Source organism: Streptomyces sp. NBC_00158 (assembly GCF_045160885.1).
Lineage (GTDB): Bacteria > Actinomycetota > Actinomycetes > Streptomycetales > Streptomycetaceae > Streptomyces.
This window is the reverse complement of record NZ_CP108161.1, coordinates 333,740-357,962: the sequence shown is the minus strand read 5'-3', so window position 1 is coordinate 357,962 and position 24,223 is coordinate 333,740. Positions and strand designations below refer to the sequence as shown.

Sequence of the window (24,223 nt, the reverse complement as noted above, 5' to 3'; positions counted from 1 at the left end):
ATCTTCGACGTGGCAAGGACCAGGGAATTCGATCCGGACGCCGTGCTCCAGGCGGCTCTCGAGCTGTTCTGGCGGCGCGGCTACGAGGCTACGTCGGTGGCCGACCTCGTCGAGCACCTCGGCATCGGGCGGGCCAGCATCTACGCGGCCTTCGGCAGCAAGCACGAGCTCTACCTGAAGGCGCTGGACCGCTACGCCGAGACGTTCGACCCGCTGCTGCTGGCCCAGCTCTCCGCGCCGGGGCCCGCACTGCCCGGCGTGCGGTCCGTCGTGCGCCGCTTCGCCGCCGAGGCAGGGTCCCCGCAGGACCGGCTCAGCGGCTGCTTCGTCACCAACACCGCGGCCGAACTGGCATCCCACGACCCCGCGGCCGCCCGCCGGGTCGGGGTGAGCTGGGACCGCTTCGAGACCCTGCTCCACTCGGCGCTCGTCCGGGCCCAGGGGCAGGGGGAGCTGGCCGCCGACCGCGACCCGCGGGCGCTGGCCCGGATGCTGCTGGTCCTGCTCCAGGGCGTCCGGGTGGTCGGCAAGGCCTCGGACGACCCCGCCCGCGTCCGGGACGCGGCGGAGCAGGCGCTGGCCCTCCTGGACTGAGGGCCGGCCGCCCCGCACGCTGCCCGCCCCACCCTTTCGCATGCCCGAATTCTGAACCGAACGTTCCAATATGGGGCTCGTCGCCCCGCGAAGGAGTCACCACAGATGAACCGCTTCACCGGCAAGACCGTCCTCGTGACCGGCGCCGGCACCGGCCTCGGCCGGGCCATCGCCCTCGCCTTCGCCGCCGAGGGCGCCTCCGTCGTGGCCGCCGGGCGCACCGCCGCCACCCTGGACGAGACGGTCGCCCTCATCGAGGCGGCCGGCGGCACGGCCGCCGCCGTCCCCGCCGACGTCACCGACTCGGGCCGGCTGGAGGACCTCGTCCGCGAGACCGTCACCCGCTTCGGCGGACTCGACGTCGCCGTCAACAACGCGGGCATACTCCGCGGCGTAGGACCGGTCGCCGACGTCAGCGAAGAGGACTGGGACGCGGTCCAGCGCACCAACGTCACCGGCGTCTGGCTGGCGATGAAGCACCAGATCGCGCACATGCGGAGCAACGGCGGCGGCGCCATCGTCAACGTCTCCTCCAACCTGGGCGCGCACATGCGGATCCCGAACGCCGCCGCCTACATCACCTCCAAGGCGGCCGTGTCGGCCCTCACCCGCGCGGCCGCCCTCGACCACATCCACGAGGGCGTGCGCATCAACGCGGTCAGCCCCGGCGCCGCCGCCGGCCCCATGTCGCTGCGGCCCGGCGAGACCGAGGCCGACCGGGCCGAGCGGGTCAAGTCGGAGAACCCCCTCGGCCGGGTCGCGGAGGCCGAGGAAGTGGCCGCCGCCGTGCTCTACCTCGCCTCGCCCGCCGCCGGCTCCGTCGTCGGCACCGACCTCGTCATCGACAGCGGCTCCGCGGCCTGAGCGCCGCGCCGCACGGCCGGATCCGGCAGCGGCCGCCCCGCGCAGGCGGCGTCCGCGTCCGGCATCCGGCCGTCGAGCAGGAAGTCCTCGACGTACCGGTCCACGCAGGCGTTCCGCGACTGGTAGGCGCCGTGGTCGCCGCCGCCGACCGTGATCAGGCGCGATCCGGCCAGCCGCCCGTGGGCCCGTACGGCCCCCTCGTAGTGGGTCGCCGGATCGTGCTCCGAGTTGAGCATCAGGACCGGCGGCAGCCCCCGGCCGGTCACCTCCACGCGCGGTGCCGCGGAGCGCGGCCAGGCGGCGCAGACCGAGGTGAAGGCGAGCTCCCGCGCGCCCGCCATGGGGTGGTCGCGGCTGTCCGCCTCGCTCCGGCGCACCCAGTACCCGGTGTCGCGGTTCCAGGGGGTGTCCTGGCAGACCACGGAGAAGAAGTCCGCGGCGAACCGGGCGTCCATCGGGTGCTTCAGCCTCTGCGCGAGGGCCCGCCGGGTGGCGGCCGGGGCGCTCGCCGGGTCCTCCAGGACCCCGAGGAGCGCCGCCAGGTCCGGGAACCGGTCGCCGCTGTAGATCATGCCGGTCGCCGCCGCGTCCAGGTGGTCGGGCAGGACGCGGGTCCCCTCCAGGTCGAGCGGGTGCTCGCGCAGCGAGGCGCGCAGCCGCTCGTACGAGGCCTTGGCCTCCTCGGGGGTCCTGCCCCGGTGGTAGGTCGCGTCGTTCGCCGCCAGCCACGGCAGGAAGTCCTGCTCGAACCGGCGCTGGAAGCTCAGCGGCTGGCCCGTCAGGAAGTCCTGCCAGCTGCCGCTGAAGTCGATGTTGCTGTCGAGCACCACCCGTTCGACCCGGCGCGGGAAACGGGTCGCGTAGACGGCGCCGAGGTGGGTGGCGTAGGAGGGGCCGTAGTACGACACCTGCCGGACGCCGAGCAGCGACCGGTACAGGTCCATGTCGTGCACGGCCTGGTCGGTGGTGATGTGGGGCAGCAGGCCGCCCGAGTTGCGCCGGCAGTCGCGCACGAAGTCCCGTGCCCGCTCCACCGTGCCGCGCACGGCCTCCTCCGAACGGTCGCGCAGGTCGCCGGGCGCGAACAGGGCGTCCACCTTGTCCTGGTCGGAGCAGACCACGTTCGTGCTCGCGCCCACGCCGCGCTGGTCGAAGCTCACGATGTCGTACGCGGCCGCCAGCTTCGGGGCGTACGAGGCCAGGCCGGCCGGCCGTCCCAGCCCCGAGGCCCCCGGACCGCCGGCGGCCATCATCAGGACCCCGCGCCGGGCGGCGGGGTCCGTGGAGCGGTGCCGGGACACGGCCACGGTGAGGTCCTGCCCCCGGCCCGGGTGGTACCAGTCGCGCGGCACCGTCATCGAGGCGCACTCCAGCGGGCCCGACGCGCAGGGCCGCCAGTCCAGGCGCTGGTCCGCGTACCGGGCGGGTATCGGGCGGGTCTCGGCCCCCGGCGCGGCGTGCGCCGGGGCGGCGGGCAGCGCCGCCACGGCGAGCAGCCCGCAGGCGGCGGCCGCGGCCCGGCGCGCGGTCTTCTTCAACAGGTCCATCCGGTCGGTCTCTCCCCCGTAGCGGTGATCGGTCGTGACGATCCTCCGCCAGTGGGGGGCCCGGGACGATCTCCCCACCACCCGTATCCGGGGTGGTGCTGGTGCCACCCCCGTCGTCAGGCGCGGCGGAGCAGACGCGTCGTCAGGTGGTGCTGGAGCGGCTGTCCCACGGCCGCCATGTCGTGCACGACCGTCAGGCCGTCGCCGTCGAGGGTGTAGTGGCGGCGAGTGCCGGTGACCTCCTTGGCCAGCGGGGTCAGCGACACGTCCTTGGTCCCGATCTCGATCTCCAGCCCGGCCGTGGCCGGGGCGGACACCCGTCCGGTGTACGTCTCGACGATGCCGGTCGGGTGGGCGAGCACCACCTCCAGCGACGCGTCCGGCGTCACCCGCCACCACCCGGCCTCCCGGCCCGCCGGCCGCACCGGGGAGCCGTCGCCGTCGACCAGCCACGCACGGGCCTCGTAGCGCAGGAAGGGCCGGCCGTCATGGCTGAAAGTGATCTCCTGCTCGTACCGGAAGTCCTGCTCCAGGGTGGGATATTCGCCCCGCCCCCGGCCGTGCCAGCGCCCCAGCAGGGGGAGCACCGGAGCCAGCAGCGGATGCGGCTCGGGCCCCTCCCCGAGGACGTGGCTGTCGGGGTAGGGATTCTCCTGCGCCGGCTCGAACATGTTTCACCTTGCCCGTTCTGTGGTCGTCCCCCGCGAGCGTGCAGCGTAGCCCGCGGCGCGGAGCCGCTCCGGGACCGTCCGCCGGCCGGACACGGGGCGGACCCGGGTCCTACGCGACGAACTCCTCGTCCCCGTACCGGACCTCGGCGGAGTTCCAGTCGACGCCGAGCCCGGCCGTGAACTTCCGGGCCAGCGGCAGGTCCGCGACCGGCGCGATCAGGATCAGCCGCCCGTCGAGGGCGACCGAGCCGCCGCCGAGCCGCTCCCGCGCCACGGGGTCGGCGAGCAGCGCGTCGCGCAGCCGGGTGGCGCTGACGCCGTCGGCCTGGATCTCGACGGCGTCCGTCTCGGGCGAGGTGCGCGGCAGGCAGCGGAACGTCAGCACCGACTCCTGCCGGTACTGCTTGCGGATGACGTCGGCGATCTGGTGCAGCCCGTTGGCGTCGACCCGGGTGACGTCGAACTCGCGCGACCGCTCGTAGGTGGCCTGCTGTTCGTCCTCGGACCAGAACACCCCGTCGAGCAGGGTCGAGGACTCGGTGCGCGCCCCGTGCGTGCGGATGATCTGCCGCACTTCGTGGTCGAAGCGGTGCAGCCGGGTTCGGAGGCGGGGGTCGGCCGGATCCGTGATCACGGCCGTGTTGTCGGTGGCGAAGATCTCGGCCGCCGGGCAGCCGCCCGTGCCGGCGGCGGGTGAGAGGGCGTCGGCCTGGGCCGTGCCCGCACCCGCCGATGCCAGTGCCAGGACCCCGACCGCCACCAGTGCGCGCAACCGCTTCATTCGTCAACTCCCTGCCCGTGGACTCGCGCTGCGGCGCTCCCGGGGCCGCAGCGGGCCTCATCCTAGGAGCCGACCGGTACCCCGCGGGGGCGTCGGCACCCCATATGGCGGATAGCGGACGGTGGCTACTTGGGCACGTCCCGCGTTAGGCAGCCGCCGCCACGGGTAAGGGCCAGCGGGGAGGGGGTGCGGGGTGCGGGATGGTGCACGCGGGGTGGCCCGGGGTGCGGCGGCGCTCGGATCGGTGGCGACCCTCGCCCTCGCCGCCTGGCTGGTCTGGCTCCTGCCCGGCCCGCAACTGGCCGCCGTACTCGGCTTCGGCCCGGTGGACGGCGTGGTGACCGTCGCCGAGTGCTACGAGGCCGCCGACGTGGAGGGGTACGCCGCCGGCACCCAGTGCAAGGGCCGCTACACCCCGGTCCGCGGGGGAGCGGGCCCGCAGGAGGAGATCCTGCTGGAGACGGCCGCGGAGGAGCACCGGCCGGGCTCGGAGGTGGAGGTCCGCACCGCGCGCGGGAAGGCGTACGAACTGTCGGGCTTCGCCGTCGGCAACCTCGGCGTCGCGACCGGACTGCTCCTCGTCCCCTTCCTCGCCCTGACGTCCTGGCTGGCGGCCTGCGCCCGCCGCGGCGAGCCGGTGGACGGGGGCGGCTTCGTCCTCGCCGCCCTGGCCGGGATGGTGGCCGTGATCGCCCTGGGTGCGGCGGCCGGCCTCCTGGTGGCGCTGTTCACGGCCGTCTTCTGAGCCCGGGGCGGCCCAGGGGGTGTCCGCGAAGTCGCGCCTGCCCCGCGACGCCCGGCACGCCGAGGGCACGCACCGGACCCCGCGGGGCCCGCCCTCCGGGCGGACGGCGCCACTTCGCGGACACCCCCTACGGCATGACGGCGAGGCCCTCGATCAGCTCCGCGCCCGGGAGCAGGGCGAACAGCCCGCCCGGGGCGATCAGCTTGCCGCGCCGACGGCCGCTGCCGACCAGGACGTACGGCATGTCGCGGACCGCCGGGTCCACCAGGAGCGGCCAGTCGGCCGGCAGGCCCAGCGGGGTGATCCCGCCGTACTCCATGCCGGTCAGTTCCACGGCCGTGGCCATGGGCGCGAAGGACACCTTCCGGGCCCCCAGGTGCCGCCGGACGACCCCGTTCACGTCGGCCCGCGCCGCCGACGGCACCAGACAGGCGGCCAGGGCGGTCCCGCCGCCCCGCCTGGCGGCGACCACCACGCAGTTCGCGGACCGGTCCAGCAGCTCCCGCCCGTAGTGCTCGACGAAGGCGGCCGTGTCCGCGATCGCCGGGTCGGTGTCCACGTAGACGATCCGCCGGGCCGCCTCCGGGTCCGCGTGGTGCAGGCCGCGCACCGCCCCGGCGACGGGCGCGACCAGCTCGGCCAGGCAGTCGGGGGCGGGGCGGGCGTCTTCGAAGGGGCCGATGGGTGCGCGCATGGCCGCACGGTAACAGGACGCGCGGTGCGGCCCTACCGCCCCTGACGCCGATCGTCCGGGCGGGCCGCGGCGTGCCCGGTGCGTCGGGGCGGGCCGGTTGCGGTGGGGTGGGCCGTGGAGCGGAACGACCGCCGACCCGGGGCCGCCCGTGTCCACAGCCATCACCATCGCACTGATCGCCGCCGCCCTCGTCGGCGGCCTGCTGATCGCGCGCGATCATGACGTACGAGTGGCCCAGGATGGAGGCTTCGGGGACCGAGTCCCCGAGGCGTCCGTCCGGTCGCCCCTTCAGCGGCGCGCCTCGGTGCGGTGGACGAGGTCCGTGATCAGCCCGGCGATCCCGGGCCACAGCGCGCGCGGCAGGTCGTGGCCCATGCCGGGGAAGACCGTGAGCTCGGCCCCCGGTACGGCATCGGCGGTGGCCCGGCCGCCGCTGACGTCGCACATCGGGTCCTCGGCGCCGTGGATCACCAGCGTGGGCAGCCGCAGCGACCGCAGCCGGGCCGTACGGTCGCCCGACGCCACCGAGGCCACCGCCTGGCGGGCGACCCCGAGCGGATCGTAGGACCGGTCGAAGGCGCGGGCGGCCCGCTCGCGCACCGCCGCCTCGTCGAAGGGGAACCCCGGCGACCCCAGTACCCGTACGGCGCCGACCATCCGCTCGACCACTTCCTCGCGGGACTTCGGCGGCGGCCCCGCCAGCGCGCCCAGGGCCTTCGGGTCCGGCTGCCCCACCGCCGGGTCGCCCGTCGTGGACATCATGGACGTCAACGACCGCACCCGGCCCGGGTGTTCGATCGCCATCGTCTGGGCGATCGCCCCGCCCAGCGACAGGCCGACGACATGCGCGCTGTCCAGCCCCAGCACGTCCAGCAGGCCCACCGCGTCGCCGGCCATGTCCGACAAGGAGTACGAGGCCGACGACAGGTCGCCCGCCAGCGCCGCCGGCACGTCCGGGACCGGCGCGCCGGGGAAGTGGGTGGACAGGCCCGCGTCCCGGTTGTCGAACCGGACCAGCCCCACGCCCCGCCCCGTCAGCTCCGCGCAGAATCCGTCGGGCCAGCCGTGCATCTGCAGGGCGATGCCCATGACCAGCAGCACCGGCGGTGCCTGCTCGTCCCCCCACCGCTCGTACGCCACCTCGATGCCGGCCGGTCCCACGCCCACGGCCTTCTCTTCGCTCACCGTCACGCCGTCTCCTCCTGTCCGGGGGCAGACGCCGAACATACCGGGGGAAGATTGGCCCGACGGGCCGTCACACGGCCGTGTCCGCGTGCTGTACGGTCCGCGGCATGTTCGCCGGACTGCGTACGCCCGCCCCACCGGGCTGGAGCCGCTGGCTCGTCCCGCCCGCCGCCCTCTCCGTCCACCTCGCCATCGGCCAGGCCTACGCCTGGAGCGTCTTCAAACCACCGCTGGAGACCTCGCTCGGCCTCTCCGGAACGGCGTCCGCCCTGCCGTTCCAGCTCGCGATCGTGATGCTCGGGCTGTCCGCGGCCTTCGGCGGCACCCTGGTCGAGCGGCACGGCCCGCGCTGGGCCATGACCGTGTCGGCCGTCTGCTTCACGTCCGGGTTCCTCGTCGCCTCCCTCGGCGCCGCCACCCGCCAGTACTGGATCGTGGTCCTCGGTTACGGCTGCGTCGGCGGCATCGGCCTCGGGATCGGCTACATCTCGCCGGTCTCCACCCTCATCAAATGGTTCCCCGACAGGCCCGGCATGGCCACCGGCATCGCCATCATGGGCTTCGGAGGCGGCGCCCTGATCGCGGCCCCCTGGACGGCGAGGCTGCTGGACGCCTTCGGCCGCGACTCCACGGGGATCGCGAGGACCTTCCTCGCCATGGGGGCCGGGCAGCGCCCGGTCCCCGGGTCTCCGCCCGCGACGCGCTGCGCACCCCGCAGTTCTGGTGCCTGTGGGTGGTCCTGTGCACGAACGTGAGCGCGGGCATCGGCATCCTGGAGAAGGCCGCCCCGATGATCACGGACTTCTTCGCCGGTACGTCCGCGCCGGTGGCCGCGGGAGCCGCGGCCGGGTTCGTCGGGCTGCTCTCCCTCGCCAACATGCTCGGCCGCTTCCTGTGGTCGTCGGCCTCGGACCTGATCGGCCGCAAGCGGGTCTACCGCCTGTACCTGGGCGCCGGTGCGCTGATGTACCTCCTCATCGCGCTGAACGGGAACTCCTCGAAGACCCTGTTCATCGCCTGCGCGGCCGTCATCCTCTCCTTCTACGGGGGCGGGTTCGCCACGGTCCCCGCCTACTTGAAGGACCTCTTCGGGGTCCACCAGGTCGGCGCGATCCACGGCCGGCTGCTGACCGCGTGGTCCCTGGCCGGCATCGTGGGGCCGCTGATCGTCAACGCCGTGGCGGACGCCGGGAAGGCGGCCGGGCGGACCGGCACCGCCCTCTACGGCCCTTCGTTCCTCATCATGATCGGCCTGCTGGCCGTCGGCTTCGTCGCCAACGAGCTCGTACGGCCCGTGCACCCCCGCCATCACGAACCGCCCGACACCGCCCCGCGGGACGTACCCGCCGTCCGCAAAGGAGCCGCCCCGTGACCGGCCGCGACCGTGCGCTGTTCGCCGTCGCCTGGCTCTGGGCCGGGCTCCCCTTCGGCTATGGCATGTACGAACTCGCCCTGAAGATGCGCCAGTTGTTCACGGGCTGAGCCGCCCGCGGTGTGCGGCCGGCGCGCGCGGGCCGGTCAGGACCCTTCCAGCAGGGCGGTGCCGAGCTCGCTCGCCGTGTAGTGCACCTCGCGCCGGTAGCGGTGGCTCGTGACGAGTCCGGCGTCGCGCAGCACCGACAGGTGCTGGGACACCGCGCCGAGGCTGAGCCCGCTGAGGGCCGCCAGCTGCGTGGTGGTGCTGGGCGAGCCGGTGTACGCGAGGAGCCGGGCCCGGCTGCGGCCCAGCAGCCGGGCCAGCCCGTCCGCGCAGGTGCCGCGCCGCTCCCACAGCCCGCCCACCGCCCGCGAGGGGTAGACCAGCGCCGGGGCGGCGGCCGCCGTTCCGGCCAGCAGGTGGCAGCGCGCGGCGAACGCGCTGGGGGCCAGGACGATGCCCGTGCCGCCGAGGTCCGGCCCGGCCGGGGGCAGGTCCGCGGACACCAGCCGGTCGCCGGTCCAGCGCAGCGACGGGTGCAGGCGGGCGAACACCTCCTGGATGCCGTCCTCGGCCAGCTGGCGCGTCCGGTACGCGATGTCCGCCTCCAGCACGGCCCGGATCCGCGGCCAGTACGGCCGGACCGCCGCCTCCCACCAGGCACGCAGGGCCTCGGCCAGCTCCGGCGCGGCCTGCGCCAGGGCGAGTTCCTCCTCGAACTCGGCCAGCGGGCAGCGCGGCGGCGGAGTGCCGAAACCCGGGGAGGCGGCCGCGGCGCGCAGCGGCGCGATCCGCCCCGCGAGGGAGCGCTCCTCGCGCAGCGGCAACGCCGACTTGATCCACGGCAGATGCACCGCGTGCCGCCCGGGATCCATGGTGGCCCGGAAGCCGGCGACCGTCTCCCACAGCGGAGAGACCGCGAACCTGATGCCGGCGATGTCGTGCACCCCGAACCGCACTTCACCCACGCACCCACCCCCCAGCAGGACCTTTTCGCACAGCCTAAAACATTGGCCCCGCCACCCCAGCGGCCGACATCTTCGCGGACATGAAGAACCGCCACCCCCTCCCGGCCGATTTCCGCCGCCTGTGGACCGCCGACACCGTGAGCCAGGCCGGCTCCGCCGTGACCCTCCTCGCGCTGCCGCTCGTGGCCATCGGCGCCCTGGACGCCACCGCTTTCGAGGCCGGACTGCTCGTGATGTCCGAGTACCTGGCCTTCCTGCTGATCGGCCTGCCCGCGGGCGCCTGGGTCGACCGGCTGCGCCACCGCCCCGTGATGATCGCGGGCGACCTGGGCCGCGCCGCCCTGCTGCTGTCCGTCCCCGCGGCCGCCTGGCTGGACGTGCTGTCCCTGCCCCAGCTGTACGCCGTGGCCTTCGGGATGTCCGTGTGCACGGTCTTCTTCGACGTGGCCGCGCAGAGCGCGCTGCCGCGCCTGGTCGACGCGGACCGGCTGGCGGACGCCAACGTCCGGCTGGAGACCACCCGCAACATCACCCAGGTCGGCGGGCCGGGCCTGGCCGGAGCCCTGGTCGGCGCACTGACCGCGCCCGTCGCCCTCGCCGCCGACGCCGCCAGCTACCTCCTCTCGGCGTTCCTCGTCTCGCGGGTGCGCCGCCCCGAGCCGCGTCCCGCCGCACGCGGCGGCACGGGCCTGCGCGCCGAGATCGCCGAGGGGCTGCGCTTCCTCCTCGGCGACCGGACGCTGCGGGCGATCACCGCCGCCTCCGCCGTCTCCAACCTGTTCGGCACCGTCGGCGCCGCCATGCTGATGGTGCTGCTCGCGGGGGAGCTCGGGCTGTCCCCGCTGCTGTGCGCGGCCGTGTTCACCGCCGAGGCCCTCGGCGGCCTCCTCGGCAGCCTGCTCACCCTGCGCGTCGCCGCAGCGTTCGGCCAGGGCCGGGCGATGTGCGCCTCCGTGGCCGTCAGCGGGGTGCTGTGGCTGTCGGCCGTACCCCTCTACCGGGACGACTGGCGGTTCGCCGCCGCCGTCGCCCTCCAGGGCCTGGGCTGGACCGCCTTCATGACCTTCAAGATCACCTCGGTCGCGTACCGGCAGCGGGTCTGCCCCGAGCACCTGCTCGGCCGCACCGCCGCCACGTTCCGCTTCGTGGTGTGGGGAGCCATGCCCGTCGGCGCCCTCGCGGGCGGACTGCTGGGACAGTGGCTCGGCGCCCGGCCGGCGATGTGGATCGGCGCGGTGGGGGAGCTGCTCGCCGTCCTCCCCCTCCTCCTGTCGCCGCTGCGGACCGCCCGCGACCTGCCGTCCGCACCCGCCGGCCCCGCCGTCCGGCCCCTCGTCAGCCCGTAGGAGGCCCCCGATGCGCTACCACCACGTCGACGTCTTCACGTCCCGCCCCTACAACGGCAACAGCCTCGCGGTGTTCCCCGACGCCGCAGCGCTGACCGCCGCCCAGATGCTGGCCGTCACCCGCGAACTGCGCCACTTCGAATCGGTGTTCCTGGTACGCGACCCCGCGCTCCCGCGCACCTGCCGGGCCCGGGTCTTCGACCTCACCGGGGAACTCGGCTTCGCCGGCCACCCCGTCATCGGGGCCGCGAGCGTGCTGCACGCCCTGGACGCCCCCGGCACCGGTGCCGCCGACTGGACCCTGCGCCTGAACGCCCGCACCGTGCGGGTGACCACCCGCCGGCAGGGGCCGCGCCGGTACGCGGCCGTGCTCGACCAGGGCCCCGCGGAGTTCCTCGGCCGCCACGAGGGCGCGCCCGCGGCCGCCATCGCCGCCCGCTTCTCCCTGCGGGCCCGCGACCTGGACCCCGCGCTGCCCCCGGAGACGGTGTCGACCGGCCTGCGCTACCTGGTCCTCCCCGTACGCGGGGACGCCCTGGCGCGGGCCCGGATCACCGCCCCGCTCGACGACGCGCTCGCCCGTCTCGGCGCCGACTACGCCTACCTCCTCGACGCCGGGGCGCGGGAGGGACGGCACTGGACCAACGACGGCCTCCTGGAGGACGTGGCCACGGGCAGCGGGGCCGGCTGCGCGGCCGCGTACCTGCGCCGCCACGGCCGCATCGGCGACGGGGAGCCCGTACCGCTGCGCCAGGGCCGGTTCACAGGCCGCTCCGGCGAGATGACCGTCGCCGCGTACGGGAGCGGCACGGACGTCCGCGGCGTCGAGGTGGGCGGCCCCGTCGTCCTGCTCGGTGAGGGGACCCTGGCGGAACTGCCCTGAGCGACGCCGCGGCGGCGCCGGCGGCGGGGCCGGGGCCGGCCGGATCAGCGGCGCTTGAGCTTCGCCCACACCGTTTCGAGGGCGGCGATGTCCGCCTCGTCGAGACGGTCGTCGAAGACCTCCCGCAGGGCCTCCCGGCGGGTCGCGTCGGCCTCGGCGAAGGCGCGGCGGCCCTCGGGCGTGAGGTGCACGCACACGGAGCGGGCGTCGGTGGGGGAGGGGACCCGGGCGACCAGGCCCCGGGCCTGGAGCTGGTCGACGACCCGGGACACCTGGCTGCGGCTGAGGAGGGTCTTGGCCCCCAGGGCGGAGGCGGCGACCGGCTCGCTCTGGCCGTTCAGCCACAGCATCACCTCGAACCAGGACAGCGGCAGGCCGTGGGCCCGCGTGAGTTCCTGGTCGATGCGGGCGGAGAGGGTGGTCCCCGCCCAGATCAGGCCGTAGAAGGCGTGGTCGCGGGCGGTGAGGTCACCCATCGTGAGGTCTATGCGCGCCATACGGGCAGCCTAGCTGCTTGCGTGCGCACGCACGTAAATATATTGTGTGTGCACACACCTAATTCCTCCCTCATCCCCGGAGCCCTCCCATGAGCACCACCGGCACCCCGAACACCGTCCTGATCACCGGCACCTCCTCCGGCATCGGCCTCGCGGCCGCCGTCCTCGCCGCCCGGGCGGGATGGCAGGTCGTCGCCACCATGCGCGACACCGCGAAGGCCGGCCCGCTGCGCCGGGCCGCGGCCGAGGCGGGGGTCGAGGACCTGGTCCAGGTCAAGCGGCTCGACGTGGTGGACCCCGCGTCCATCGAAGCCTGCCTGGAGGAGGTGCTCGCCGAGCACGGACGGCTCGACGCGGTGGTGAACAACGCCGGCGCCGGCCGGGTCGGGACCATCGAACAGGGCACGGTCGAGGACGTCCGCGCCACCATGGAGGTCAACTTCTTCGGAGTCGTCCAGGTCACCCGCGCCGCGATGCCGCACCTGCGCGCCTCGCTCGGCCGCCTGATCACGGTCACCAGCGTCGGCGGCGTGATCGGCCAGCCCTTCAACGAGGCCTACTGCGCCGCCAAGTTCGCCGTCGAGGGCTTCATGGAGTCCCTCGCGCCGGTCGCCGCGACCGCCGGCGTCGCCGTCACCCTCGTCGAACCGGGCGCGGTGGCGAGCGAGTTCGTCAACTCCATCGGGGTGGACCTGCCCGCCATGCTCACCGCCGCGGGCCCCTACGCCCCGGCGCTGCGGAACTACGTCGAGCACACGGTCACCTCGTACAACGGGGCCCAGACCCCGGCCGAGGCGGCCGCGCCGGTCATCGAGGCGCTGACCGCAGAGAAGCCGGCCTTCCGGGTGCAGACCTCCGACTGGGCCCGCGACTTCGTCGGCCTCAAGCTCGCCGACCTGGACGGCTCGGCCGTCCAGGCCATGACGGGGGCCTGGGTGGGCTGACCCGCCCCCGGCCCCCGTCCGGCTAGCGCCGCCGGTCCGCCAGCACCTCGGACGACGCGTCCCGCTGGTGCGGGACCGGCGGGACGGACAGCGGCGCCCCCGCCTCGTCCTGCCGGAGCGAGACCGTGCGCGCGGGCGCGGGGATCGAGATGCCCTCCGTCCGGTACCGCTGGTGCAGGCGCTTGATGAACTCGTGCTTGATCCGGTACTGGTCGCTGAACTCGCCCACGCCCAGGATCACCGTGAAGTTGATCCTGGAGTCCCCGAAGGTGTGGAAGCGGACCGCGGCCTCGTGGTCCGGGACCCCGCCGACGATGTCGGCCATCACGCTGTCGACGACGTCGAGGGTCACCCGCTCCACGTGCTCCAGGTCGCTCTCGTAGCCGACCCCGACCTGCACCAGGATCGACAGCTTCTGCTCGGGCTGGCTGTAGTTGGTCATGTTCGTCCGCGCGAGCCGGCCGTTGGGGATGATCACCAGGTTGTTCGACAGGTTGCGCACCACGCTGTTGCGCCAGTTGATGTCGACGACGTACCCCTCCTCGCCGCTGGTCAGACGGATGTAGTCACCCGGCTGGACGGTCTTCGAGGCGAGGATGTGCACCCCCGCGAAGAGGTTGGCGAGGGTGTCCTGCAGGGCCAGCGCCACCGCGAGACCGCCCACCCCCAGTGCGGTGACCAGCGGGGCGATGGACACCCCGAGGGTCTCCAGGGCGACGAGGACGCCCATCGTCAGCACCACGATCCTGGTGATGTTGACGAAGATCGTCGCGGACGCCGCGACCCCCGTGCGGGACGCCGCCACCGACTGCACCAGGCCCGCCACGACCCGGGCCGCGCTGAGGGTGGCGATGACGATGAGGACCGCCGTCAGCGACTGGTTGACCACGCCCCCGACCCGCGCCGTCAGCGGCAGCGCCGAGGCCGCCACCGCGGCACCGGCGATCACGGCCGCCCAGGGCACGATGGTGCGCAGCGCGTCGACGATGACGTCGTCCCCGCTCCACTTGGTCCGGCTCGCGTGCTTGGCCAGCCACTTCATCAGCGCCCGCAGCACCAGACCGGCCACACCGCCGGTGGCCAGGGCGATACCGGCCACGACCCAGTCGTGCAGGAGGAGGTCCCGGGTCACCGCCCAGCCCCCGCACCGTGGAGGGCGAGGGAACGGGCCGCGGCCGGCCGTCGTATGTGCTCTGTCGTCACCTTGTCACCTGTCAGGTCGTGTCGTGCGCAGCCCCGTTGGGGGGAGCGGAGCGGATGTACGCATTCCGAACGCACCGTCATCCTGCCCCACGCCCCCGGCGCCCCCGCACCCGGACCCCGCCGTTCCACCGGACCGCCGGGGAGCGGACCGCGATCCCCGCACGGGGGACCACGGTGTTGCTCCGGGTTGACGAACCGCTCACCTGACCAGCCCACACCCCCGGCCTGTCGGACCGGCCCGGGTGGCGGGGAGCGGTGATATGTGCAGCGCGTGGAGAGGCGCCCGGCCCGCCCGACGGGCCACGGGGGCCCACGCAACCGTTCCCTCGCGCTCCCGCGGCGGTCCTCAGCGCCGGCGGGGAAGGAAGTCATGAACCTCAACGCTCAGAAGGTGTCCCAACGGACCCGGACCCGGTCCCGGGTGCTGCTCGCCTCCATCGCCGCGGCCGCGGCCCTGTCCGGCCAGCTGGTGGCGACCGCCCCGGCGGCGGTCGCGGACGGGCCCAAGCCGTCGGCGCAGGACCAGCAGAGGAACCAGGACAAGGGCAAGGACGACCACAAGAAGAAGCCCGTGCAGTTCCCGCACGGTCTGCGCCAGTTCACCACCGACAACACCTTCACCGTGCCGGCGGGCGTCACGACCGTGTTCGTCCAGGCCTGGGGCGCCGGCGGTGGTGGCGGTGGCGGTGGCGGTGCCACCGCCAACAGCACGGCCCGGCCCGGCGGCTCGGGCGGCGGCGGCGGAGCTGGCGGCTTCACCTGGTGCACCCTCAACGTGCGCCCGCTGGCCGACTACGGCGTGGACGTCGGCACCGGCGGTACGGCCGGCACGGCGGGTACCGCCGCCGGCTCGGCGACCGTGAACGGCGGTGACGGCGGTGACGGCGGCTCGGGTGCCTCCACCACCGTGGTCGCCACGGCGACCAACACCACGCTGCTGACCGCCAGCGGTGGCGGTGGCGGTGGCGGTGGCGGCGGCGCCCTCCTGCCCTCCACGGCGGGTGCCCCCGGTTCCGGAGGTGGGGGCGGCAGCGGCTCCTGCTCCACGGGCGGGGTGAACCGCACCGGCGGTGCCGGCACCAATGCCGCCGCCGGTACGACCACCCTGCCCGGGGCGCCCGGCACGGGCGGCACCGCCCCCGACGGCATCGTCGGCGTGCCTACGGGTGCCGTCGACGGCGGCGACGGCGGTCCGGGCGGACGCGTCGCGGACAGCGTCGTCGCCCGCGGCGGCACCGCCGGGCAGCCCGGTGGCCCCGGCTACGTCGTCATCTGGTGGTAGTCGCCGCACCCTGACGGGACGGACGGGAACACCCTGACCGCCCGCTCCCACGGCCCGCCGGGCCGGGGGAGCGGGCGGTCGTCCGTCACGGCGCGGGCGTGAGGAACTCGCGCAGGTCGACGATCGCGTACTCCGCCTCCACGGCCGCGTCGATGATCCGCGGCAGGGCCTGCGCGTCGAGGACGACCCCGTCCCCCGCACTGCTGCCCACGTGCATCTGCAGGATGGCCCCGGGACCGAGGGAGCCCACCGCCCTGCGTACCGCCTTGTCCACCGTCATCCCGCCGGCCTCACCCAGGTAGCCGTTCGTGTCGTTGGTGAACTCGATCGCCGCGTACCCGAGGCCGTTGACGTCCGCCACCGACTCCTCGGTCGTCGAGCTGTACGGAAACCGGAAGAACGGCAGCGGCTCGGCCCCGGACGCCTCGCGGATCGCCGCGTCGGCGGTGCGCACCTCCCGTGCCCGCTCCGCCGTGTCCAGGTCGTCGAAGTACGGGTGGCTGTGGGAGTGGTTGCCCAGCCCGTGCCCGGCGGCGGCCATCGCCCGCACGGCCGCGGGGCGGGCCCGCGCGAACAGGCCGGTGGGGAAGAACGTGGCCGCCGCCTTCCGCCGCCGCAGTTCCGCCAGGACGGTGTCGAGGCCGCTCTCGTCCCACGCCGCGTTGAAGGTGAGCGCCACCACCCGGCGCGAGGTGGGCAGCCGCCGGATCTCCTGCCCGAGCAGCGACGCCGGCGGCCGGGGCCCCGCCGCCGCGGCGAACGCACTCCCCGCGGGCGCCAGGCCCGCGGCCAGCAGCGCCGCCATCGCGGCACGTCGTCCCACATCCACCACAGTCGCTCCCTCGGCCGGCGCACCGCACAGCGCGGCACTGCCACGAGTGTGCGAGGGCACCACCGGCTGCGCCGCGCAGCCGTGCCGGGCAGCCGGGTGATCTCCGCCCGCCGCGCCACCCGGACACGGTGCGCCCGGCCCCGGCGCCGGCCGGCGGCACCGTACAGTCCGCTTCGGGCACCCGCCCCTGCGTCAGCGCAGGCCGCGCACCGGCAAGGGAGACAGCCGTGAACACCACCGACCAGGACCGCTTCCCGTCGGACCCGGCACGCCCCCACGACGGGGAACTCACCGGGAGGTCCTCGCTCCACGTCCTCGTGCTCTCGGGCTCCTCCCGGACCGGCTCGGTCAACGCACGCCTGGCCGCCCTGGTCGCGAGCCTGGTGGTACGCGCGGGCGCCACCGCCGAGCCCGCCCTGCTCGGCGACTTCCCGATGCCGCTGTACGACGGCGACCTGGAGGCCGACGAGGGCGTGCCGCCGGGCGCACTGGCCCTGCGCGAGCGGATCGAGGCGGCGCAGGCCCTGGTCATCGCCTCGCCCGAGTACAACGCCTCCGTCCCGGGCGTGCTCAAGAACGCCGTCGACTGGGTCTCCCGGGTCCGGCCGCAGCCCTTCAAGGACAAGCAGGTCCTGCTGGTGTCGGCCTCGCCGTCGATGGTCGGCGGCAACCGGGGCCTGTGGGCGCTGCGCGTCCCGCTCGAACACCTCGGGGCGCGGGTCTACCCCGACATGTTCAGCCTGGCGATGGCCCATCAGGAGTTCACCGAGGACGGCGCGCTGGGCGACCGGGGGCTCGGCGAGCGCCTCGCCGCCACCGTCGACTCCTTCCTCGACCTCGCCGAGGCCGACACCCGCTACCTGTGCCTCCAGCGCCGCTGGTACGAGTTCCTCGGCGACCGGAGCGACGCCCCGGTCACCGCCCGCGCCCAGGACTGAGAGCCGCCCCGCCCAGGACTCAGCAGCCCAACCCGGGCGGGGCCCCCGCCCCGCCCGGGCCCCGGTCAGCGCCGCGACAGCTCCGAGGGCGCCTCCTGGACCACCCAGCCGTTGCCGTCCGGGTCGCGGAAGGTCAGGAACGAGTTCCAGGTGTCGCCCTTGCCGTCCTCCCAGCCCGCCGCCCCGAGGTGGCGCACGGGGGAGACGTCCACGCCCCGCCCCACCAGTTCCGCGCGGGCCGCCTCGATGTCGGTGACGCAGAGCTGGAGGCCGTGCAGCGTGCCCGGCGCCATCTCCGCCGTACCGGGCGCGGGAGGCATGCCCTGGAGCAGTGCCACCGAACAGCGAGACCCGGGCGGGGTCAGCTGGATGATGCGCACACCGGGGGCGACCTCGTCGTCGAGGTCCACCCCGAAGCCGACCGCGTCGGCGTAGAACTCCTTGGCCCGGTCCATGTCGGTGACGGGTACCGGAACGACTTCGAGCGTCCAGTTCACGCGGAGCCTCCTCGGGAGCGCCGGCGGATCCGGCGCGGCAGCGGGACCGAGTCTCCCGCAGGAACCGGCATGACGCCCGCAGGCACGGCCACGTCCCGGAGCGGGGCGCGTACCCGCGCCCGGGGGCGCGCGCTGGTGCCAAGGGGGCGCGCGGGACGTCGGATGCCACTCTTCCGGAAGAATTCCGGGACCGGCTTGCACGATCGGGCGCGATTTCCGATGGGGTGGTGATGGGGGGCGCTTGCCGCTCCACGGCTGCCGCACACGGGGGCAGGCAGCCGACCACCCCACACGCAACCCGGAAGGTTCCGCGCCGAAGTGAATGTTGCCGAGATTGTCGCCCTCGCGCTGATAGTCACCACCACGGTCCGTGTTTTCTCGAGCGATGTGACACCCACCGCCCTGGCGGGCGGCGACGAGCAACGGTGGGGGAGTGCATGAGCGAAGGCGAGTTCGACCCAGCGGGGGACCAGACGGTCTCCAGCGAACTGGCGGGCGTCCTGCCCGTGGAGTTCACCGCGTTCCACTCCCAGCAGCACCGAGCGTACCTGCGCTACGCCCACCTCCAGCTGGGCAACGCCAAGGACGCGCAGGAAGTCGTCGACGACGTGTTCACCTTCCTGCTGAAGGTGTGGCGCCAGGCCCTCAAGGAGGCGAGCCTGCACGGCTTCGCCTGGGCGGTGCTGCGCGAACACGTCGAACGCCGGCTGGCGGCCCTCGGCCGCCAGGTGGCCATGGTGGAGACGGCGTGGTTCTCGGCCCTGCGCCGCTCGTCACGGGAACGGCTCGAACTGCTGGAGTCCAAGCTCGGCCTGTACGCGGCCATCGCGGAACTGTCGGAGCGGCAGTACGACGTGGTGCTGCTGGCGTTCCTGCTGGGCAACGACTCCGACACGGTCGCCCGCATGATGGGGATCTCCCCCGCGACGGTCCGTTCGCACGTACGCGGCGCACGCCGAACCCTGTCCCGCAAGCTCGGGGTGGACTGGATCCCCGGAGAGGAGAAGGACCAGTGAGCGACATGCCCGCTGACCGTGACATGCCGCTGTGCGAACTGGACGCGGCCCTGAAGAACGCCGCGGTGCTCGCGGAGGAGTACGCCGGCTACGACGAGGGCGCGGCCCGCCGCCGCATCGCCCGCCGGATCGTGGCCGACCGGGCCCGCTCCGCGATCGGCGGAGCCACCGGCCCGGACCTGTCCGCCCGCGGGCAGACCCCGCCCGCCGAGCACGACGACCTGGTCCTCGACGCCGCCTGCCACGTGCGGGCGGCCCGCGTCCTGGACGACGTCACCTGGTCCCTCGTGGAGAGCCGGGACTTCGCGGAGCTCGCCCTGCACGCCGAATCCTGGCCCCACGGAGTGGACTCGGCCCTGCTGTTCGGCTGTCTGCTCCACCTGACGGAGCGGACCGAGGGGGCGCGGTTCTGGTTCCAGTACGCGGCCGGGGCCGGCTCCCGCACCGCCGCGCAGTGCCTCTACCTCCACCACCTCTCCCGCGCCGAGGTCCGTACCGCCCGGCACTGGAAGCGGCAGGCCCGGACCCTGACCGCGGAGGAACACCTGCCGCACCTCCCGCAGATCCCGGAGGACCTCGAAGAGGCCCTGGCCGCCTCCGTGATCTGGACCTCCCCGCCCATCACCACCCAGGACCTCAGCTCCCTCACCCGCGGGCCCGGCCGGGCCGCGCGGCCGCCCTACCGGCTGCCCGCACGGCTGCGGCAGGCCGTCGCGGCCCGCCCCCACCACGAACACCCCGACCTGGGCGACGTGTTCACACCCAGCCCACCGGTCGCCGTGGCCGTTGCCCACCACGCACGCCTCAACCCCCTGCACCTGACCGGGGAGGCGAACGCGTGGGCGCTCGAAGCGCTCAAGCAGCCCCACCTGACGCACGCCGCGCGCAAGAGCCCCGAAGGACAGCCGGCCCCCGCCGCGCTGGAATCCGTCCACCAGGCGCTGCGCGTCCTGGAGGTGGTCAACCGGTACTCGGGCGGCGTCAGCCTCACCCAGATCGCCCGCGAGACCAAACTGCCGCAGCTGGTGATCGCCCGGGCCGTGGAACAACTCGTCCGCGCCGGCCTGGCCGCACCGACCGGACCCGACGCCTACGTCGCGGGCAGCGCCCTGCTGCTCACCGACGCGGCGGGCGGCGAGGGGCGCGGCCACCTCAAGGAAACCCTCTCCTGGGTGCGCGACGCCGTCGGCGCCGCCGTCTACGTGGCCCGCTACACCGACGGCGAGGTCTCCATCACACAGTACGCCGACGGCCCCGGCGCACCCGTGGTCGAGGAGTGGGTCGACTTCAGGTCGGCAGCCCACGCCTCCGCCGTCGGCAAGGCCCTGCTCACCCAGCTCGACTACGACGACAGGAAGGACCATCTGGACCGGCACCGGATGTCCCGGTTCACCCCGCACACCATCGGCAACGAGAAGGCCCTCTTCCACCAGCTCGACACGCGCAGGCCCAACGCCCCGCTGCTCGACCTCCAGGAGTACGCCCTCGGCACGGTGTGCGCGGCCGTCCCCATCACCTCGGGCCCGAACGCCGAATGCGTGGCCCTGTCCATCCCCGTCCCCGATCCCGGCCGGCTGAGGCAGGCCGCCCGGATCCTGCAGAGCGAGGCCGCCGCGGTCTTACTCGCCCTCATCGTGGCCGGCAGCGCCCAGCCCGCCCCGGAACCGGCCCGCAGCGCATCCCCCGCACCCGGACCCCAGTGGTTCCGGCCCGCGGCGGCCCCGGCCGGACTCCACAGCACCTTCCTCTCCACCACCGTCTAGCGACAACGGCCGGCCCCGCACCCGGGGCCGGCCTCCGCCGCGCGTCAGGCCTTCCGCCGGCCGAGACCGGCCGCGACCAGCAGGGCCGCGGCGACCACGACGGCCGCGTCGATGCCCAGGACCAGCCGTACCCCGTCGAACAGGACGTCCTGCGTGGTGGCCAGGACACCGAGCAGCGGGATGCCCACGGTCAGACCGACCTGCTGGGTGGTGGTCACCAGACCCGTGGCGAGCCCCTGCTCCTCGTCCGGCACACCGCTCGTCACGATCACCCCGTACGAGATGATCGCGCCGAGGTGGCCCATGCTGGCCACCGACACGGCCAGCGCCGCGAGCAGGGCCCCCGACTCCGTACCCGTGCCGAGCAGCGCCGCGGTGAAGGCCCCCTGGGCGAGCAGCGACCCGATGAGGACGCGGCGGGCGCCGAAGCGGCCGATGAACCGGGGGGCGTACGCGCCGGCGAGCGCGGAGGTGACGCCCTGGACACCGAAGACCAGCCCGGTCAGGAAGGAGGTCAGGCGCAGCGTCTCCTGGAGGTACAGGGTCAGCACGAAGACGACCGTCGACATCATCGAGAAGGTCACCAGGCCGCCGATGTTGCCCCAGGCCACCGTGCGCCGTCCCAGCATCGGCAGCGAGACCAGCGGGGCGGGGGACTTCGACTCCACCACCACGAACGCGGCGAGCAGGACGAGCCCGGCCGCCAGGGAGACCCGGACGTCGGTGCCGCCGAAGCCCCGCTCGGCCGCCGTCGACAGGGCGTAGATCAGGGCCAGGAGACCGCCGGTGACGGTGACGGCGCCCGGCACGTCGAGGCGCGGCCGCTCCGGGGTGCGCGACTCGGACAGCAGCCCCGGCGCGAGGAACAGCACGAGCAGTCCGGCGACCGCGAGCAGGCCCATCGTCGAACGCCAGCCGAGGGTGTCGGTCAGGACACCGCCGAGCACCATGCCGACGGTGAAGCCCAGGGACAGCAGGGTGCCGGAGATGCCGAGCGCCTTGTCGCGCAGCGGGCCCTCGGGGAACGTGGTCGTCAGCAGCGACATGCCGGTCGGCACGATGACGGCCGCTCCCAGGCCCTGCAGGGCGCGCCCGGCCAGGAATGAGGCCGGGTCCCAGGCGAAGGTGGCGAGCAGCGAGGCCGCGGTGAAGACGGCGAGGCCGGCCAGGAACAGCCTCTTGCGGCCGTAGAGGTCGCCGATCCGGCTGAAGAGCAGCAGGAATCCGCCGGAGGGCAGGGTGAACGCGGTCACCGCCCACTGGAGCCCGGACCCGCCGAGGCCCAGGTCCCTGCCGAGCGCGGGCAGCGCCACGTTCAGCACGGAGAAGTCGAGCGCCACCATGAACTGGGCGGCGCAGAGCACGAAGAGGACCAGCTTGGCCCGGCCGGTGAGCCGGGGCGTGTTCTCGGGTGCCGCCGTGTGCGGCCCGCTGATCTCGGGGGTCCGTGTGTCTGTCGTCATGGCCACCACCCTCGCGGCCCGGGAATGCCCGTGAAGAGTGGGAACTTATCCTGTTGGTGGCACCACCAGGGGGCCGAACAGGGGGAATTCGTGGCAACGCCGATCGACCAGCACCGCCGGACGGAGCTGCGGGAGTTCCTGATGAGCCGGCGCGCGCGGATCTCGCCGGCCGAGGCCGGGCTCCCGGACGGCGGTGCCCGCCGCCGCACGCCGGGGCTGCGCCGGGAGGAGGTCGCCGTGCTGGCGGGGGTCGGCGTCTCCTGGTACCAGTGGCTGGAACAGGGCCGCGACATCACCGTCTCGGCTCAGGTGCTCGACTCCGTGAGCCGGGTGCTGAAGCTGACCAGCGCGGAGCGGCGGCACCTGTACGTGCTCGCCGGACTCAACCCGCCCGCGCTGCAAGTGGCCCCGGGCGACCGGGACATGTGCGAAGGCCTGCGGCGGCTGATCGACGCCTGGATGCCCTTCCCGGCGCACATCATGGACACCTACTGGAACACCGTGATGTACAACGACGCGGCCGCGCTGGTCTTCGGGATGAGCCCGGACACCGTGCAGAACTGCCTGATCGCCTTCTTCACCGACCCGATCTACAGGGAGCGTTCCCCGCAGTGGGAGCGGAACGCCTGCGATGTCGTGGCCCAGTTCCGGGCGGCGTGTTCGGAGCACCCCGGGGACGACGGGTTCCGGGCGGTGGTCGCCGAGGTGCTCGAACTCAGCCCGGAGTTCGCCGCGTTGTGGAAGCGCCGCGACATCCGGCCCGGCGGCCAGCTGCAGAAGCGGATGAGCCACCCGGTCGTCGGCGCGCTGCACGTGGAGTCGACCCAGCTGCGGGTGCCCGCGCGGCCCGATCTGTCGATCGTGCTGCACACCCCGCTGCCGGGCACGGACACCGCCGAGAAGCTGGAGTGGCTCACCTCGCCCGAGGGGCGGCGCGGCCTGATGTATCCGGTGGCGGGCTGAGCGGTTCAGGCGGGGCGGGGGTCGCGGGAGCCGAGGGCGGCCACGGCGCCGACCATGCGGTCCCAGAACAGCTCCGCGTCCAGGGTGGTCCCGACGCGGGCGTTCACGGGCCGGCCCACGTACTGGTGGAGGTCCACGACGGTGGCGCCGCGGGTGTAGCGGCCCTGGAGCTCGACCACGACGTTGGCGTCCGCGCAGCCCACGATCGCCGGGTCGATCACCCGGGCCACCGCCACCGGGTCGTGCAGCGGCGGGTGGGGCATGCCCCACAGCCGGCGGTACGCGGAGGCGAAGTAGCCGAGCAGCTCCACGCAGACGTGGCCGATCCCGGTGCCGAGGGCCTCGAAGCGGGCCAGCACCTCGGGCGTGGCCAGCGCCTGGTGGGTCACGTCGAGCCCGCACATGGTCACCGGTACGCCGCTGCCGAACACGACGGCGGCGGCCTCGGGGTCGGTGTAGACGTTGAACTCGGCCGCCGGCGTGCGGTTGCCCGGCCCCACCGAGCCGCCCATCAGCACGATCTCGCGGATCCGGGCGGCGCTCTCGGGGTGGCGGGTCAGCAGCAGGGCGATGTTGGTCAGCGGGGCGGTGGGCACCAGGGTGACCGGCTCGGGGTGTTCCATCAGGATCCGGTGGATGAGGTCCACCGCGTGCTCGGGGACCACGTCCACCGTCGGCGGCGGGAACCGCGGTCCGTCCAGCCCCGATTCGCCGTGCACGTCGGCGGCGACGGCCAGCGGCTGGAGCAGCGGCCGGTCGCAGCCCGCGGCGACGGGCACGTCCGTGACACCGGCGAGGGTCAGGACCCGGCGGGCGTTGAGGGTGGTCTTCTCCAGCGTCTGGTTCCCGGCGACGGTGGTGACGGCGAGGAGGTCGACGCCGGGGTCCCCCGCCGCCAGCATGATCGCCAAGGCGTCGTCGTGTCCGGGGTCGCAGTCGATGATGATCGGAACGGGCACGCGCTGGACCTCCTCGTGGGCCTGGACGGCCCAGTCTGCCGCCGGACGGACGCGCGGGCCGCCCCTTACGAGCCAAAACGCGGCCGGGGCGTGGCGGACATCGCCCGGTGTGCCGGTTCGCCGGTGTGATGGTCGGATGACTACCCCGGACGGGGGTCGCGTGCGGGGCGG

Annotated in this window: 23 protein-coding genes and 1 pseudogene; 12 read left to right on the top strand and 12 right to left on the bottom strand. The window is 74.3% G+C overall.

The window, feature by feature from the left end:
• Positions 1–9 precede the first annotated feature (9 nt).
• Entirely contained in the window at positions 10–594 is a 585-nt protein-coding gene (locus tag OG553_RS01595) for a TetR/AcrR family transcriptional regulator (protein WP_405977195.1), read from the top strand.
• A 105-nt stretch (positions 595–699) separates the two neighbouring features.
• Positions 700–1,458 carry an SDR family NAD(P)-dependent oxidoreductase gene (locus OG553_RS01590; RefSeq protein ID WP_405977194.1) on the top strand — a complete coding sequence of 253 codons (759 nt, stop codon included), beginning with the start codon at positions 700–702 and terminating at the stop codon, positions 1,456–1,458.
• Here OG553_RS01590 and OG553_RS01585 read toward each other — a convergent pair.
• The 3 genes from OG553_RS01585 to OG553_RS01575 form a co-directional block, all read right to left on the bottom strand.
• Positions 1,386–3,005 (bottom strand): alpha/beta hydrolase, encoded by a 1,620-nt coding sequence (locus OG553_RS01585; RefSeq protein WP_405977193.1) that lies wholly within the window; start codon positions 3,003–3,005, stop codon positions 1,386–1,388. The genes OG553_RS01590 and OG553_RS01585 overlap by 73 nt on opposite strands.
• 116 nt (positions 3,006–3,121) lie before the next feature.
• Entirely contained in the window at positions 3,122–3,676 is a 555-nt protein-coding gene (locus tag OG553_RS01580; RefSeq protein ID WP_405977192.1) for an FABP family protein, read from the bottom strand.
• Positions 3,677–3,785: 109 nt separating this feature from the next.
• Positions 3,786–4,457: a hypothetical protein gene (locus OG553_RS01575; RefSeq protein WP_405977191.1), complete on the bottom strand. Its 672-nt coding sequence runs from the start codon at positions 4,455–4,457 to the stop codon at positions 3,786–3,788.
• Between the two features lie 193 nt (positions 4,458–4,650).
• On the opposite strand from OG553_RS01575, the gene OG553_RS01570 reads away from it, so the two are divergent.
• Complete coding sequence (locus OG553_RS01570) at positions 4,651–5,202, top strand: hypothetical protein (protein ID WP_405977190.1); 552 nt, start codon at positions 4,651–4,653, stop codon at positions 5,200–5,202.
• A 127-nt stretch (positions 5,203–5,329) separates the two neighbouring features.
• On the opposite strand, the gene OG553_RS01565 is transcribed toward OG553_RS01570, so the two are convergent.
• Complete coding sequence (locus OG553_RS01565; protein ID WP_405977189.1) at positions 5,330–5,896, bottom strand: YbaK/EbsC family protein; 567 nt, start codon at positions 5,894–5,896, stop codon at positions 5,330–5,332.
• A 288-nt stretch (positions 5,897–6,184) separates the two neighbouring features.
• Positions 6,185–7,087: an alpha/beta fold hydrolase gene (locus OG553_RS01560; RefSeq protein WP_405977188.1), complete on the bottom strand. Its 903-nt coding sequence runs from the start codon at positions 7,085–7,087 to the stop codon at positions 6,185–6,187.
• A 101-nt stretch (positions 7,088–7,188) separates the two neighbouring features.
• On the opposite strand from OG553_RS01560, the pseudogene OG553_RS01555 reads away from it, so the two are divergent.
• Positions 7,189–8,453: pseudogene (locus OG553_RS01555) on the top strand (OFA family MFS transporter).
• Between the two features lie 146 nt (positions 8,454–8,599).
• On the opposite strand, the gene OG553_RS01550 reads toward OG553_RS01555, so the two are convergent.
• Positions 8,600–9,466 carry an ArsR family transcriptional regulator gene (locus OG553_RS01550; RefSeq protein ID WP_405977187.1) on the bottom strand — a complete coding sequence of 289 codons (867 nt, stop codon included), beginning with the start codon at positions 9,464–9,466 and terminating at the stop codon, positions 8,600–8,602.
• A gap of 80 nt (positions 9,467–9,546) precedes the next feature.
• On the opposite strand from OG553_RS01550, the gene OG553_RS01545 reads away from it, so the two are divergent.
• Together OG553_RS01545 and OG553_RS01540 are read left to right on the top strand one after the other, a co-directional pair.
• Entirely contained in the window at positions 9,547–10,812 is a 1,266-nt protein-coding gene (locus OG553_RS01545; RefSeq protein ID WP_405977186.1) for an MFS transporter, read from the top strand.
• 10 nt (positions 10,813–10,822) lie between these two features.
• Complete coding sequence (locus OG553_RS01540) at positions 10,823–11,695, top strand: PhzF family phenazine biosynthesis protein (protein ID WP_405977185.1); 873 nt, start codon at positions 10,823–10,825, stop codon at positions 11,693–11,695.
• A 44-nt stretch (positions 11,696–11,739) separates the two neighbouring features.
• On the opposite strand, the gene OG553_RS01535 is transcribed toward OG553_RS01540, so the two are convergent.
• A complete protein-coding gene (locus tag OG553_RS01535) occupies positions 11,740–12,192 on the bottom strand; it encodes a MarR family winged helix-turn-helix transcriptional regulator (protein ID WP_405977184.1) in 453 nt (150 codons plus the stop codon).
• An 89-nt stretch (positions 12,193–12,281) separates the two neighbouring features.
• Here OG553_RS01535 and OG553_RS01530 point away from each other — a divergent pair, with 89 nt between their 5' ends.
• Positions 12,282–13,136: an SDR family NAD(P)-dependent oxidoreductase gene (locus OG553_RS01530; RefSeq protein ID WP_405977183.1), complete on the top strand. Its 855-nt coding sequence runs from the start codon at positions 12,282–12,284 to the stop codon at positions 13,134–13,136.
• Between the two features lie 22 nt (positions 13,137–13,158).
• Here OG553_RS01530 and OG553_RS01525 read toward each other — a convergent pair whose 3' ends face one another.
• On the bottom strand, positions 13,159–14,268 hold the full coding sequence (locus OG553_RS01525; protein ID WP_405977182.1) for a mechanosensitive ion channel family protein: 1,110 nt from the start codon (positions 14,266–14,268) through the stop codon (positions 13,159–13,161).
• Positions 14,269–14,709: 441 nt separating this feature from the next.
• Between OG553_RS01525 and OG553_RS01520 the strand changes: the two genes are divergently transcribed.
• The gene (locus tag OG553_RS01520; protein ID WP_405977181.1) at positions 14,710–15,621 is read left to right on the top strand and encodes a hypothetical protein; all 912 of its coding nucleotides are present in this window, start codon (positions 14,710–14,712) and stop codon (positions 15,619–15,621) included.
• Between the two features lie 85 nt (positions 15,622–15,706).
• Here the strand turns inward: OG553_RS01520 and OG553_RS01515 are convergent, their stop codons facing one another.
• Positions 15,707–16,450 carry a polysaccharide deacetylase family protein gene (locus tag OG553_RS01515; RefSeq protein WP_405977180.1) on the bottom strand — a complete coding sequence of 248 codons (744 nt, stop codon included), beginning with the start codon at positions 16,448–16,450 and terminating at the stop codon, positions 15,707–15,709.
• Positions 16,451–16,770: 320 nt separating this feature from the next.
• Here OG553_RS01515 and OG553_RS01510 point away from each other — a divergent pair, with 320 nt between their 5' ends.
• Positions 16,771–17,391 carry an NADPH-dependent FMN reductase gene (locus OG553_RS01510; protein ID WP_405982919.1) on the top strand — a complete coding sequence of 207 codons (621 nt, stop codon included), beginning with the start codon at positions 16,771–16,773 and terminating at the stop codon, positions 17,389–17,391.
• Positions 17,392–17,456: 65 nt separating this feature from the next.
• Here the strand turns inward: OG553_RS01510 and OG553_RS01505 are convergent, their stop codons facing one another.
• A complete protein-coding gene (locus tag OG553_RS01505; RefSeq protein ID WP_405977179.1) occupies positions 17,457–17,888 on the bottom strand; it encodes a VOC family protein in 432 nt (143 codons plus the stop codon).
• Positions 17,889–18,325: 437 nt separating this feature from the next.
• On the opposite strand from OG553_RS01505, the gene OG553_RS01500 reads away from it, so the two are divergent.
• Positions 18,326–18,904 (top strand): RNA polymerase sigma factor, encoded by a 579-nt coding sequence (locus tag OG553_RS01500; RefSeq protein WP_241253482.1) that lies wholly within the window; start codon positions 18,326–18,328, stop codon positions 18,902–18,904.
• Between the two features lie 5 nt (positions 18,905–18,909).
• Entirely contained in the window at positions 18,910–20,667 is a 1,758-nt protein-coding gene (locus tag OG553_RS01495) for an IclR family transcriptional regulator (RefSeq protein WP_405977178.1), read from the top strand.
• 44 nt (positions 20,668–20,711) lie between these two features.
• Here OG553_RS01495 and OG553_RS01490 read toward each other — a convergent pair whose 3' ends face one another.
• Positions 20,712–22,130, bottom strand: a complete 1,419-nt coding sequence (locus OG553_RS01490) for an MFS transporter (protein WP_405977177.1) — start codon at positions 22,128–22,130, stop codon at positions 20,712–20,714.
• A 141-nt stretch (positions 22,131–22,271) separates the two neighbouring features.
• Between OG553_RS01490 and OG553_RS01485 the strand changes: the two genes are divergently transcribed.
• Positions 22,272–23,093, top strand: coding sequence for a helix-turn-helix transcriptional regulator (locus OG553_RS01485; protein ID WP_405982918.1), 822 nt, complete (start codon positions 22,272–22,274; stop codon positions 23,091–23,093).
• A gap of 5 nt (positions 23,094–23,098) precedes the next feature.
• Here the strand turns inward: OG553_RS01485 and OG553_RS01480 are convergent, their stop codons facing one another.
• Complete coding sequence (locus tag OG553_RS01480) at positions 23,099–24,052, bottom strand: nucleoside hydrolase (RefSeq protein ID WP_405977176.1); 954 nt, start codon at positions 24,050–24,052, stop codon at positions 23,099–23,101.
• Positions 24,053–24,223: the final 171 nt, after the last annotated feature.